13 protein-coding genes are annotated in these 13,718 nt (G+C 64.3%); 9 read left to right on the forward strand and 4 right to left on the reverse strand.

Features of this window, described 5'->3' with window-relative positions; genetic code table 11:
- Positions 1-34 precede the first annotated feature (34 nt).
- Entirely contained in the window at positions 35-991 is a 957-nt protein-coding gene (locus SVXhr_RS05595) for an L-lactate dehydrogenase (RefSeq protein WP_275740224.1), read from the reverse strand.
- 610 nt (positions 992-1,601) lie between these two features.
- Between SVXhr_RS05595 and SVXhr_RS05600 the strand changes: the two genes are divergently transcribed.
- Positions 1,602-2,492, forward strand: a complete 891-nt coding sequence (locus tag SVXhr_RS05600) for an NAD(P)H-binding protein (RefSeq protein WP_275740226.1) — start codon at positions 1,602-1,604, stop codon at positions 2,490-2,492.
- Positions 2,489-3,223: a hypothetical protein gene (locus tag SVXhr_RS05605; protein ID WP_275740227.1), complete on the forward strand. Its 735-nt coding sequence runs from the start codon at positions 2,489-2,491 to the stop codon at positions 3,221-3,223. Before SVXhr_RS05600 ends, SVXhr_RS05605 begins: the two co-directional genes overlap by 4 nt.
- Positions 3,224-3,229: 6 nt before the next feature.
- Here SVXhr_RS05605 and SVXhr_RS05610 read toward each other — a convergent pair whose 3' ends face one another.
- Both SVXhr_RS05610 and SVXhr_RS05615 read right to left on the reverse strand, forming a co-directional pair.
- On the reverse strand, positions 3,230-3,460 hold the full coding sequence (locus SVXhr_RS05610; protein ID WP_275740228.1) for a UPF0058 family protein: 231 nt from the start codon (positions 3,458-3,460) through the stop codon (positions 3,230-3,232).
- Between the two features lie 135 nt (positions 3,461-3,595).
- Positions 3,596-3,952 carry a thioredoxin family protein gene (locus tag SVXhr_RS05615; protein ID WP_275740230.1) on the reverse strand — a complete coding sequence of 119 codons (357 nt, stop codon included), beginning with the start codon at positions 3,950-3,952 and terminating at the stop codon, positions 3,596-3,598.
- Between the two features lie 133 nt (positions 3,953-4,085).
- Here SVXhr_RS05615 and mutS point away from each other — a divergent pair, with 133 nt between their 5' ends.
- Positions 4,086-6,683: a DNA mismatch repair protein MutS gene (gene mutS, locus SVXhr_RS05620; RefSeq protein ID WP_275740232.1), complete on the forward strand. Its 2,598-nt coding sequence runs from the start codon at positions 4,086-4,088 to the stop codon at positions 6,681-6,683.
- A gap of 251 nt (positions 6,684-6,934) precedes the next feature.
- Positions 6,935-7,759, forward strand: a complete 825-nt coding sequence (locus tag SVXhr_RS05625; RefSeq protein WP_275740234.1) for a hypothetical protein — start codon at positions 6,935-6,937, stop codon at positions 7,757-7,759.
- An 18-nt stretch (positions 7,760-7,777) separates the two neighbouring features.
- On the opposite strand, the gene SVXhr_RS05630 is transcribed toward SVXhr_RS05625, so the two are convergent.
- Entirely contained in the window at positions 7,778-8,050 is a 273-nt protein-coding gene (locus SVXhr_RS05630) for a hypothetical protein (RefSeq protein ID WP_275740236.1), read from the reverse strand.
- 141 nt (positions 8,051-8,191) lie between these two features.
- Between SVXhr_RS05630 and SVXhr_RS05635 the strand changes: the two genes are divergently transcribed.
- From SVXhr_RS05635 to SVXhr_RS05655, 5 genes are all read left to right on the forward strand, one after another.
- The gene (locus SVXhr_RS05635; protein WP_275740238.1) at positions 8,192-8,452 is read left to right on the forward strand and encodes an AbrB/MazE/SpoVT family DNA-binding domain-containing protein; all 261 of its coding nucleotides are present in this window, start codon (positions 8,192-8,194) and stop codon (positions 8,450-8,452) included.
- A 1-nt stretch (position 8,453) separates the two neighbouring features.
- Entirely contained in the window at positions 8,454-8,861 is a 408-nt protein-coding gene (locus SVXhr_RS05640; RefSeq protein ID WP_275740240.1) for a PIN domain-containing protein, read from the forward strand.
- 77 nt (positions 8,862-8,938) lie between these two features.
- A complete protein-coding gene (locus tag SVXhr_RS05645; protein WP_275740242.1) occupies positions 8,939-11,647 on the forward strand; it encodes an AAA domain-containing protein in 2,709 nt (902 codons plus the stop codon).
- A gap of 44 nt (positions 11,648-11,691) precedes the next feature.
- Entirely contained in the window at positions 11,692-12,375 is a 684-nt protein-coding gene (locus SVXhr_RS05650; protein WP_345799504.1) for a TIM barrel protein, read from the forward strand.
- Positions 12,376-12,437: 62 nt separating this feature from the next.
- Positions 12,438-13,661, forward strand: a complete 1,224-nt coding sequence (locus tag SVXhr_RS05655; RefSeq protein WP_275740246.1) for a lactate racemase domain-containing protein — start codon at positions 12,438-12,440, stop codon at positions 13,659-13,661.
- Positions 13,662-13,718: the final 57 nt, after the last annotated feature.

Below are 13,718 nucleotides of genomic sequence, written 5' to 3' on the forward strand. Positions count from 1 at the left end.
TGGCGGCGACAAACGAGCGGAGGCGGATCGACAATCAGATGTCGAGTTTGGCGATCTCTTCGCTGAGTAGTTCGCCGGACTCGATGAACTGTTCGCGCTCGTGGTCGTTGAGGTCGAGGTCGACGACCCGTCGGATACCGCCGCGATTGACGACGGCGGGGAGACTCAGGTAGACGTCTTCGAGGCCGTACTGGCCGTCCATCAGTGTCGACACTGTCAGGATCGAGTTCTCGTCACGGATGATACTCTCGACGATCTCGGTCGTCGCCAGTCCGATCGCGTAGTACGTTGCCCCTTTGCGTTCGATGATCTCGTAGGCCGCACCCTGCACTTCCTCGGCGATCAGGTCCCGGTTGTTGAGGTCACAGTCCTGCTCACAGACGGGACAGTAGTCGTCGAATTTAACGCCGGCCATGTGGGTCGCACTCCAGACGAGCACCTCGCTATCGCCGTGTTCGCCGATAACGTAGGCGTGGATGTTCCGGGCGTCGACGTTGCAGTTCTTGCTGAGGACGTTCCGGAACCGGGAGGTGTCCAGTACCGTCCCGGTTCCGATGACTCGGTGTCGGGGGAGATCAGAAATCTTCCAGGTGACATACGAAAGCACGTCGACGGGGTTGGCGACCACGAGAACGACGGCGTCATCGGCGAGCCCGTCGGTGATGCGGGGCACCATGTCGTGGAAGATGTCGACGTTCCGTTCGAGCAGTTCGAGCCGGGTCTCGCCCGGCTTCTGACTCGCGCCGGCCGCGATGATGACGACGTCTGCATCGTGTGCATCCTCGTAATCACCGGCGTAGATGTTGACCGGCTTGACGAAGGCAGCGCCGTGACGCAAGTCCATGGCTTCGCCTTCGGCCTTTTCGTGGTCGATATCGACGAGTGCGATCTCGGAGACCGAGCCACTCATCATGAGTGCATAGGCGGTCGTCGCACCGACGTCGCCGGCCCCGATGATCGCAACTTTTCCCTTGACTGCTTGGTTCGCCATGATGATCTGGTCCGGGTTTGTTGACAGGCGGGGATAAAGATTCGGAGGTTGATCGACCGGGCCGGAGGGGTTTCCCCACCGCTGTACCGTTCCCGTCCAGTGTCCCGACCGGAGAAGCCATCAAGTAGCTGCCGCCCGCAGTCGCTGTTGAGGGCTGCGTGACACGAACTACCCATATCTGTGACGGCTGCGGGGCGACACTGGACAACGAAAAAGACCTCACACGGAATGAGGGCACAATGGCACCGGCCTGGAAGTGTACCCGTTGTCAGACGACCGTGCCGTCGATCGTCGCCGAGCGGATCAGCCACCAGTCCCAGCGCCCCCGCAAGTGAACTGGTCGCGTGGCGGTGTTCAGATAAGCACTCAGCAAGGAGTCAGTTTCTGCCCGCCAATTAGCCGAATCCTGGTGGACTGAAAGGGCGAGACAGTTCCGGGAACCCCGACGAAGTAAGCACTGCAGAGCCTGAAAGGCTCGAAGCGCACAACGAGTCGCGGGACCGGAACTGGCGAGGGCTTTTAGAGGAGTCTCACTCAGCTCAAATCCTTATCTGAACACTACCGGTCGCGTCGCCCGACAACTTATCCACTGTCGGCCCCGAACTCATCTATGCGCGTACTGGTCACCGGAGCGACTGGATTCGTCGGTAGCTCACTCGTCCCTGCGCTCCGTGAGGCGGGCCACGATGTCGTCGCGATGACGCGAGACGCGAGTACGTACGCTCCCCCCGACGGCGTCGATGTCATCGAGGGTGATCTGCTCGAACCCGAGTCGCTGTCGCTGCCCGATGGGATCGACGCTGCCTACTACCTCGTTCACTCACTGGAGACCGGCACTTCCTTTGCGGACCGTGATCGGCGGGCCGCGGAAAACTTCGTCGAGGCCGCCGACGGAGCCGACATCGCTCGTACTATCTATCTCGGCGGACTCGGCGAGGCCGGCGACGAACTCTCGGAACATCTCAAGTCACGCCAGGAAGTCGAGGCTGTCCTCGACAGCGGTGACTTCGACCTCACGACGCTGCGAGCGGCGATCATCGTCGGTGACGGCAGTGCGAGTTTCCGGATGGTGCGCCAACTCGTCGACCGATTGCCGGTGATGATCGCACCCCGGTGGCTCCACACCGAGTGCCAACCCATCGCAATCGACGACGTGGTCGCGTACCTGGTTGGCGTGCTCGAACGGCCCGAAACGGCGGGCAACACCTACGAGATCGGTGGCCCCGAGATATTGACCTACCGGGACATGCTCGAAAAGACCGCGGATATCCTCGGCAAGCGCCGGTACATCGTCCCGGTACCCGTTTTGACGCCGCGACTTTCCTCCTATTGGGTGGAGTTCGTCACTGACGTCCCGAAAGCGATCTCCCGGCCACTGATCCTGGGACTGAAAAACCCCGTCGTCGTCACCGATGCCAGCATCGAAGAGATTATCACTCTCGACAAAACCTCCTTCGAGGACGCCGTCCGGCGGGCGTTCGCCAGTGAGTCCGGCGAATGACGCCCCGGCAACCGGACGGCCGGGACGTGAGTGATCCCCGGAGCAACCAGCGGTGGGTGTACGAGAGCATCGTCGGATCGATCCCCGGTGTTTCACTCTCCAGGGGTGCTGCGCTGGTGCTCCAGCTCGTGATTTTCGAGGCCGGCGTGGTGGCGCTGGCGGCTGGGTACGGGCGCTGGGGCAGTCTGCCGGCCGGGACAGTGGCTGTGGTCGTCGCCTCGGCCGGGAGTGTCTTCATGCTGACTATCGGGCGGCGGACGCGTCGGCTCGACGTTCCCGAACAATACACGCACACACTGTTCGGTACCGGGATCGAGATCGTCCTCGGGTTGGTCGCCTTTTTCGCCCTCGTCACGTATCTGTTCGTGCTCGATCCCGGATCGGGCGGGGAGACGGTACTCACCGGCTTGCTCGGTGAGCCGCTTCCGGCACCAGCGGTGTTTTTCACGCTCGTGGTTCTCTGGGACGTGTGCTATCGCATCGGCACCGGCTGGTGGGCGAGCCTGATCGGGCTCTGGCGGAGTCTGTGGTTGTCCGAAGCGCTTGACCGGGAAACGGTCGACGAACTCCGACGGATCGACGCGATTACGATCGGCTTCGCCTGGATCCAACTCTCGCTGGTCCCGTTCGTTGTGGGCCATCCGATCCTTGTGGCTGCGGTCGTCGGCCACGTCGTTGCGATTACACTCGTCTCCGGTGCCTCGATCCTTGTGTTGCGCCGGCTGAAGTGACCGGGATCACTCAGTCGCCATCACGACTGTCTGTGTGTCTTCGAATTCCTCAGTGAGTGCTTCGGCCAGTGCAAATACCGCCGACCGATGTTGGTCTCTACCCTGGTGGATTGAGGCCTCGTCCGTGCCCAGCGACTCGTATTTCGAGAGATCGATCTGACGGTGGCCGTCCTGCTCACAGTACCGGCGTACCTCCGCGAGGAGGCCATGCAGGTGAACGAGCTCCTGTTTTCGCATAGAATATTTGAATTTCTTTCCAGTCGAGCATATCTGTTAAGCCTGGCACGCCAGGGATCTCTTATAGCTGTACGGCTCGACATTGTATCCGATTAGTGCCCGCTGAAACACCGCTCTGATTCGCTGCACCGATGCTTATCTCGCGCTTTCGAGCAACTGCATGACATCCTCGGCTGGCTGGAAGCCGTCGGCGACGCGCTCGACTGGTTCGCCGTTCCGGAACACGACCAACAGTGGGACGCTGCGCACGTCGAAACGCTCGACGAGCGGCGGATCGTCTCGCGGGTTGATCGTCCCGACCACGGCGTCGCTGTCTTGGGCGACGATCCCCAGGATCGGCTCCATCGACGCACAGACCCCACAACCGTCGGTGTAGAATTCGACGAGAACGGTATCGTACGTTTCGATGAGGGCGTCGAGATCAGCACCGTCGTCGAGTGCGACCGGCCGCTCGGGCGGATCTGTGGCGTCATACTGACTGGCGGCTGTCATTGTCTTCTTTCAGGCCTGGAGGTTCAAAGACCACTCGATATTGTCTGGTTAGAACAAGACCGCGGACCGCCAGCGGATCCCCGTCAGCCGACGACCAACGGGTATTTGTCCGCCGGCCCACACCCACTCTGGCATGGACGCGGCCCTGGGACCGCCGGCGAAGATGACCGACCGGCGCGAGGATCTCACGCCGATGTTGCGCCAGTACGTCGAGTTGACCGAGCGCTACGACGATGCCCTGGTGCTGTTTCAGTCGGGTGACTTCTACAAGGCATTCTGCGAGGCCGCCGAGGTACTGGCCCGGATCTGTGAGGTGACGCTGACCGAACGTGAAGACTCGACCGGGACGTACGCGATGACCGGTGTACCGGTCGAAAACGCCGAATCCTACGTCGAGAAACTTCTGGACGCGGGCTATCGCGTCGCGATCGCCGATCAGGTCGAAGACCCTGACGAGGTCAGCGGCGTCGTCGAGCGTGCGGTCACGCGGATTATCACGCCAGGGACGCTCACCGAGGACGAACTGCTCGGTGGTGCCGAGAACAACTACGTCGCCGCGCTGGCCGCTGACGATGGTCGATTTGGCCTGGCTGTCCTCGACGTTTCGACGGGGGACTTCTACGCGACCAGCACCGACGACCGGGAGACGGTCAGGGACGAACTCGGTCGATTCTCGCCCGCTGAGGGAATCCTCGGCCCCGACGTCCCGAACCTCTTCGATGGGGCGTGTACCGTCAGCCCCGTGGAGGGGACGTACTTCGCCACTGACCGGGCAGCCGAGCGCGTCAGCGAGTACTTCGGGACGCCTGATCGACTCCTCGCGACCGGTGCCGAGGTCCGGGCCTGTGGCGCGTTGTTGGCCTACGCCGAGTACGCCCGCGGCGGGGAGGACGGTCGGCTCGACTATCTCAATCACCTCACGCGATACGATCCGCGGGCGTACATGGTACTCGACGCGGTCGCGCTCGAAAGCCTAGAGATCTTCGAACGCCGGAGTGTCACCGGCGGCGCGGACCTGACGCTCGTGGACGTGATCGACGAGACGGCGTCTGCCCTCGGCCGTCGTCGGCTGACCGAATGGCTTCGCCGTCCGCTCATCGACCGCGACCGGATCGAGGCGAGACAAGCGGCCGTGGGCGCGCTCGTCTCGGAGCTCCAAACCCGCGAACGGCTCCACGAGCTACTATCCGACGTCTACGACCTCGAACGACTCATCTCACGCGTTTCCCGCTCGCGAGCCGACGCCCGTGACCTCCGCTCGTTGAAAGACACACTCGACGTGATCCCGGAGATCAAAGCGGCGTTGGACGGCATCGATGCCCCGCTGTTGACCGACCTTCGAGACCGTCTCGACGAGATGGACGACGTCCGCGGGTTGATCGACGACGCGATCGCGGCGGACCCACCGACCGAAATCACCGAGGGTGGGATCATCAGTGAGGGCTACGACGACCGACTCGACGAGTTGCGCGCGACCGAACGGGAGGGCAAGGAGTGGATCACCGACTTGGAGGAAAGCGAACGCGAGCGGACCGGCATCGACCCGTTGAAGGTCGGCCACAACGCCGTCCACGGCTACTACATCGAAGTGACCGACGCGAACCTCGATCGGGTCCCCGAGGATTACCAGCGCCGACAGACGCTGAAGAACGCCGAGCGCTACTACACGCCCGAACTCAAGGAGCGGGAAGACGAGATCCTTCGGGCGGAAGGGCAGGCCGACGATCTGGAGTACGAGTTGTTCGTGGAAGTGCGAGACGATGTCGCCGCCGAGTCCGAGCGCGTCCAGGCAGTCGCCGACGCTGTGGCAAATCTCGACGTGCTTGTTGGCTTTGCCACCGTCGCGGCCGAGCGGGATTACTGCCGCCCCTCGGTCGGTGGGGACGGAATCGACATCGAGGGAGGTCGCCACCCGGTCGTCGAGCGCACCGAGGACGGGTTCGTTCCGAACGACACCCATCTCGACGACGACGCCTTTCTCGCGGTGATCACCGGGCCGAACATGAGCGGGAAGTCGACCTACATGCGCCAGGTCGCGCTGATCGCGATCCTCGCCCAGGCTGGGAGTTTCGTGCCCGCCGAATCGGCCGACCTGCGGATCGTCGACCGCGTGTTCACCCGCGTCGGCGCGAGTGACGACATCGCCGGCGGGCGCTCGACGTTCATGGTCGAGATGAGCGAACTCGCGACGATTCTGGCGCAAGCGACCGACGAATCACTGGTGCTGCTGGACGAAGTGGGCCGTGGCACCAGTACGACCGACGGCCTGGCGATCGCCCAGGCAGTGACGGAGTTCATCCACGACGAGGTCGGCGCGACGACGCTGTTCGCGACTCACCACCACGAGTTGACTGACGTGGCAGCAGCACTGGATAGCGCACGGAATTTCCACTTCCGGACCGAACAGGCGGGCGAAGAGGTCTCCTTTCCCTACGATGTCGCTCTCGGGCCGGCAGCAGCCTCCTACGGTGTCGAGGTGGCCGGGGTGGCCGGCGTGCCGGACCCGGTCGTCGACCGCTCGCGAGAACTGCTCGGTGACAGTGACGCCGACGGCCGGGAACCGGGTCAAGAGCCCGATCGAACCGCGACGGAACGTGAAAGTGAAACGCTCGGGGAACCCGATCGAGACGATGTCGTCGCCGAACTCCGATCGCTTTCCGTCGCTGAGATGACGCCCATTCAGGCGCTGAACGCGTTGGCCGACTTACAGCGTCAGGCCAATCGGGAGTAGCGAGATGTCACGTTCCGCTTGTCCGTCCGGGTGAAGCTTGTCCCCAAACATAATGTTCTATTGCCATAGTTAGTATGTACCGGAAACACTTACAGGTAAGTATGGCATCGTATACGCGCCGAACCGTCCTGGGGTTCAGTGCGGCTGCAGTGGCTGGACTTGCGGGTTGTGGCGATGATACCGCTTCGTCGACGGATACGACGACGGAACCGGGAGGGACTCCGACGCCGACCCCGGAACCGACGCCGACAATGCCCTCGTCACTCGCAATCGAACACGTCCGGTTCTGTACGGAGCAGCCCACAGGCTACCGGCAGTACACCGAACAGCCCGGCCAGACCTACACACCGGACGACGTCGTCTGGGTGTACTTCGAACCGTCCACTGTGGGAACGGAACCCGCTGGCGAGGGTGAACGTCGGTTCGCCTACGAACTGAACTGGACGATCTACACGCCGGACGGGGACGCACTGGACACGATCACTCGGACGGTCGAACGAACCGTCGTCGAATCGGCGGACTTCTCCGAGGTGTTTCTGGTACTCAACTTCTCGCCGTCGATGGCGTTCGAGCCGGGTTCCCACCGCGTCGAGATCAACGTTCGGGACACGATCGCCGGCAACGAGGCTTCCGAGACGGCGACCTTCGACGTCGAACCCGCGCTGAAACAGGCCACCGCGTTCGAGGTGCCGGAGCTTGTTTTCACTGATGGGGAGGCCACAGGGTACGACGAGTACACGCCACAGCCCGACGCCGAGTACGGACCGACCGAGACCGTCTGGTACTACTACGAGATCCACGGGATGCACTACCGGGAGACCGAGGACACGATACGGACGAACGTCTCGATCTTTGAGACCCTTACTGGTCCTGCGGGAAGCGTCTGGGCCGAAAACGAGATCCCGGTCAACAACGAATTCCCGGCGGACACAGACCCATCGATGCTGTATATCGCCGATCGGCTGTCTCCCGCTGAGCAATGGGATCCCGGCACCTACACGATCACGCTCGAAGTGACCGACGGCTACGTCGACGAGACGATCGAACGGACGGGGACGTTCACCGTCGTCGAGTGACGGGCAGCCGGTTTCGGGCTACTCCTCGTCCAATTCGGCGGCGACGATTTCGAGCTCCGCCTTCCGGAACGGTCGTTCCTGATCGCGGTCGTCGTCGAGCCCGTCGATCCGGTGGGCGATCGCTTTGCGCATCTCGGCTTTGGCGGGGAGCTGTCCCGGAGCGACGTCCCCACCGACGGCCTCGCTGATCGCGGCGAGACTCTCCTTGGTGAACCCGACCGATCCCCGGCGCTCGAAGCGGTCGACTGCCAGCCTGATCTCGTTGCGGAGTTCGTCGACAGTTTTCGCCATATCCTCCGGGACGGGCGGCCGTGTCCTGTAGATTGCGGTCGTGGGGCCGATGATCCCCTGGATTGTGGGTGTGCGCGTAGTCCGTGTGTCTGCGTCGTCTCGCCCCGCAAAACTAAGGTATTACGGTGCGTATTACCACTCATGAGCGAGGCCACGCGTGTCACGGAGAAGGGGCAGGCGACGATCCCGAAGGAACTCCGTGAGAAGTACGATCTCGAACCGGGCGACGAGGTCGTCTGGTTGGACACCGACGACGGCATCGTCGTCAAAAAGCGAACGCGAACAACCGGCCGCGGGCTGCTCGTCCCCGATGAGACTTCCGAGGAAAAACGCACGGAGATCTCCGCGGAGCTACAGCAGCGTCTCCGCAATCGCCGCGACCGCAACTACGAGGATGCCTGAAATGGCGACCTACACCGCTGATGCCGTTTCGTTGCTGGTGTATCTCGTCGACGCGCTCCCGGCGCGAGCCGACCGTCTCTTTGCTGAGGCCGAAGCCGGTGAGACAGTCATCCACGCCCCGAGTACAGCCCTTACAGAAGTTCTCTACGCCGTCGCCCACGATAAGAACGTTCGAGGCGTCAGGCTCACAGGAACGCCGGAGGAAACGAGAGAGGCACTGGTGGGGAGCGGCCCGATCTCGATCGCACCGATTGACGAACCAGCGTTGAGCGAGTACACCCGGATAGTAGACGAAGTCAGTATCCACGATGGGCTGGTAGTTGCGAGCCATCGAGCGAGTGACACTGAAGCCATCATCACGACGGACGGAGCCATCCGTGAAGCTGGATGTGACACCGTCTGGGAGTGACGTCCTCCGCCGATCGGCTCGGTCTTGAGCCGCGGCCCACCGACAGCGTTTTTCCCACTCCAGCCCAGTCAATCGATGTGCATCTCCGTGGGCCAGTCCTCGAGGTAGGCGAGACGAAAACCGTCAGCACGGACTACGGCGAGCGGGACCTCGCCGAGGTCACGATCCGCCCCGAGGACGGCCGCGCGGAGCCAGTCACGGTCACGCTGTGGGGCAAGTGGACCGAGACGGCCGACGTCCTCGAGGCCGGCATGGATATCGCCGTCTTCGACGCAGAGGAGCGCGAGTATCGCGGCGAGACCACCTATCAGACCGGCGAGGACACGATGGTCGTCGTCGAACCCGATTTCATCGTCGACGTGACCGACGTCCGGTCGTGGGTGCAGTGTCCCCGGATGTACTACCTGAACAAGCTCTCGGGGACGCCACTGGCCTACCCGGTCGTCAAAGGGACGATCGTCCACGAAGTCTTCGGCGATCTCCTTCGCGGTCGGGACGTCGAGGACGCCGTCGCCGAACGCGTCGAGGAGGTCGGCCTCGAACTCGGCCTTCTGGGACGGGACGCCGAGACAGTCCGCCAGGACGCCCTGGATCACGCCAGCGCGATCGAGGGCTGGCTCCAGCAGGGCCACCTGACCGACGGCGGCCAGACCACCTTCGGTCCGACGGAAGGCGAGTGGCGCTCCGAACAGACGCTGATCAGCCAGCGCTACGGGCTGAAAGGGCGGGCCGACGCCGTCCGGCGGGGGATGCCCGTCGAACTCAAGACGGGCAAGAACACGAACCGCGAGCCCCGCTTTCAGGACAAGATCCAGGCCGCCGCCTACGCCCTCATTCTGGGCGAACACGGCGACGAACCGCCGAATACCGGGACGCTTCTCTACACCAAGAACGCCGCCGTCGAGCGGACCGAGGAGGGCGGTGACCTCTCGCCGGCCAAGGAGTTCTCCATCGGGTCGGGCCTGCTCGAGTTCGTCCTCCGGACGAGAAACGAGATCGCCGCGATGGAACACGGCATGGATGTTCCGACCGGCTACGAGGCCGACGCCAAGTGCGAGTACTGCTTCGAACAGGACACCTGCATGGCCGTCTCGGGGCGACTCGACCAGGAGTCAAAGGCCGGCCAGATCGGGAATCCCATCCCCGAGGACGAACGCGACTATTTCGAGCGTAACTATCGCGCGATCGAGGCCGAACGCCGGGCCGCTCACCGGGAGTACGCCAAGCTCTGGGACCAGGACAAAGAGGAGCGGGCCGACGACGACCGCGCGTTGATCGACCTCGAACCGGTGGGCCAGCAGGAACTCGACGACGGCAGCTGGGAACTGCGAGCCAAAGCCACGGGCGCGACCTCGAAGATCCGCGAGGGCGACGTCGTCCTGGCAAGTGACGGCGATCCGATCGAAGGTGAGGCGGAGCTGGCTCGCGTCCAACGGCTAGCAGATGAAATCGTCGTCACTGCCGACGAACCCGTCGAACTCCGGCGGCTCGACGTCTATCCCTCGGAACTCTCGACCGATCGCATGCTGACCGCCATCCACGACGCGCTCCTCCGGCAATCGAGCGACGAAAAGGCCGTCCTCTTCGGCCGACGGGAACCCGAATTCCGCGAGGCCGGGGAGACGTTCGTCGAGAACAACCCGGCACAGGACCGGGCTGTCAGGCGAGCAGTCGGCGCGGAGGACTTCGCGCTCATCCACGGGCCGCCGGGGACCGGCAAGACCTACACGCTCGCAACCCTCGTCGACGCGCTGGTCGAACGCGGCGAGCGCGTCCTCCTCTCAGCGTTTACGAATCGCGCAGTCGACAACGCCGTCGAGGCCCTGCTGGAGCAGGGCGTCGAGAGTGTCGTCCGGGTGGGGACCGAGACCGGTGTCCGTGATGACCTCCAGGACGTCAGGCTCGATCCGGCGGGCGATCCCGACGAGCGGGCGGCCGAGTTGACGGACGCCCCTGTCGTCGCGGGGACGACGGCAACCTGCGGCTCGCGGATCATGCGCGAGCAGGACTTCGACGTGGCGGTCATCGACGAGGCGGGGCAGTTGACCGAACCGGGCGCGCTCGCGGCGGTCGCCCGCGCTGATCGGTTCGTCCTCGTCGGCGACCACCAGCAACTCCCGCCGGTCGTCCGTGCGGAGGATGACATCGCCGACCGGGAGGCGACCGCCGACCTCTCGACATCGCTGTTCGAGCGCCTGATCGACGCCCATCCCGACGCCGGCGTGTTGCTCGATCGGCAATACCGGATGGCCCAGCGAATTCAGGCGTACTCCTCCCGGGAGTTCTACGACGGGCAGTTGCGGCCCGCGACCGGCGATATCGCGGGCCAGGTGCTCGCTGAACTCGACGGCGTCGACCCGGCCGCACTGCCCGACCGCCTCCAGGGCCGGGTGACGTTCCTCGACCCGGATGGGCAGGCAGTGGGGAACACCAATCCCGACGAGGCCGCGGCGGTGGCCGAAACCGTCGAATCGTACCTCGATGCTGGCGTCGATCCGGGAGACGTTGGCGTGATCGCGCCCTACCGCGCCCAGGTCGCCGAGATCGGCCAGCGCGTGCCCGACGGGGTGACCGTCGACACCGTCGATCGCTTCCAGGGGTCCAGTAAGGAGGTCGTTCTCGTCTCCTTCGTCGCCACAGGAAGCCTCGACGGGCCGATCTTCGAGGACTATCGGCGGATCAACGTCGCGCTGACGCGAGCGAAGCGTGCGCTCGTGTTGATCGGCGACGCCGAGGCACTCTCGACCGACGACCGCTACCGGCGGATGGTCGAGTGGGCGCGTTGAGAAAGACCGATACCGAAAAGGGCCATCCGACGCAATCGGTCGGCGTGTCACCTGCCACGGACGGACCGACGGTCGCCGGGAAGTGCGCACCCGAACCAGCGGCGCTCGCGGCCGCCGCTGATCGGGGGTTCGACGCCGTCGAACTCTATCTCGAACGCCAGCATCTCGACGCGCTCGAGGAGACGGTCGAGGTCGTCGAAGACGCGGCCGTCTCGGCTGCCTCGGTCCACACGCCCCACGTCACACCGGAAGAGCACGAGTACTACGAACTGACCGACCGCCTCGCGGTCGAACTCGATGCCTACCTCGTGCTCCACTCGAAGTACGTCATGCACGTCTTCGCGCCGGACGTGGAGGCGATCGGCTTCGATGCGGCCCACGGCCACGAGAACAACACCGGCGCGAGCGTCATGCACCTAGAGGAGATGATCCTCGCACGCGAGAACGATCTGGTGCTCGATACGGCCCACCTCTACACGGCCGAGCGCGAGTATCAGGATGCTCTGGAATATCTCCTCTCGACGTATCCCGACCAGATCGGACTCATCCATCTCACGGACAGCACGCGCCGGGACGACGGGCTTCCGTTCGGTGACGGCGAGATCGATCTGGCGGCGACAGTGAGAGCGATCCGCGAGTCGTCCTTCGACGGCCCGATCGTGCTGGAGGTCAGCCAGGACGCCCAGGCCGACGCGCTGGCGGTGTTCGAGGACTGCTGGGCGGACTGATCGGCCTCGGGCCGTCGTGGGCAATCCATTTGTGGCCCGCGTCCGTCTCGACACCCGAACAGATGACATTCGAAGTCCCACGCGGAGACGGCTACGTCGAGGTCGATCTCCCCGACTGTGACGTGACGATCGCGGAACTCCCCGGCGGCGAACCGGTCGACGTTCGCGAGGCAGCCGAGGAAGCCGTGGCGAATCCTCACGGACCGCTGCTGTCCGAACGCGCGAACGCCGACGACCAGGTGGCCATCGTCGTCACGGACGTTACGCGGGACGCCCCGGACGGGATTCTGGTGGACGTGCTCTTCGACGAACTCGAAGCCGCGGGCGTCGATCGCGACCAGGTCACCATCGTCCTCGGCCTCGGCCTCCACCGACCGATGGACGAGGCGGAGATCGAGGCCGAACTCGGCGAGTACGCCGACCTCGCGGAGAATCACGATCCTGACGACGTCGTCACGCTCGGCGAGGTGAACGACATCCCGATCGAGATCTATCGACCCGTCGCCGAGGCCGATTTGGTGCTCACGACGGGCCAGAGCGAACCCCACCAGTACGCGGGCTTCTCCGGCGGGGCGAAGACCGTCATCATCGGCGCGGGCGGCGAGTCCTTCATCAAGTACACCCACGGCCCGGACATGCTGGGCCAGGAGTCGGTCAAGCTTGGCAAGATCGACGGCAACCCCTTCCGCGAGGCCGTCGAGGAAGCGGGCGAACTGGTCGGCCTGGACTTCTGTCTGAACGTCACACCCGGCCCCGACGGGTTTCTGGATGCTTCCGCGGGTGACTCCGGCGCGGTGGTCCGGGACCTCGCCGAGACCGCCCGCGAGGCGCTGGCCTTCGAGGTCGACGGCAAGTACGACGCCGTCGTCTCGGGCGTCGGCGCACCTAAGGACGCCCAGCTCTACCAGACGACCCGCGGGATTACCTACGTCGTGCTCTCCGATGGCGCACCGGTCAGGGAGGGCGGTCGCGTGGTCGTCCCCGCCGTGCTCGACGAGGGCTACGGTGCGGGTCGGGGCGAAGAGCGCTTCTACGAGTGGCTCTCGGGTGCCGAGGACGCCGAGTCGGCCTACCAGGCGATGCTACAGGGCTACGAGCCGGGTGCCCAGCGCGGGTTCGTCACGGTGCGCTCGCTGCGTCACGCGGACGCCTACATCACGAACAGCGAGGACCCGGAACTCGTCGAGGAGTGTCTCATGCACGCCGAAGAGTCCGTCGAGGACGCGATCGAACCCGGAAGTGATGTCCTCGTGGTCCCGAAAGCACCGAAGACGCTGCTTGTCTGATAGTCCGGGGCCGACGTTACCGCCAAGCGAACGTTTAACCGCGAATTTTGGCTAGCT

Source organism: Halorhabdus sp. SVX81, assembly GCF_029207715.1.
Taxonomy (GTDB): domain Archaea; phylum Halobacteriota; class Halobacteria; order Halobacteriales; family Haloarculaceae; genus Halorhabdus.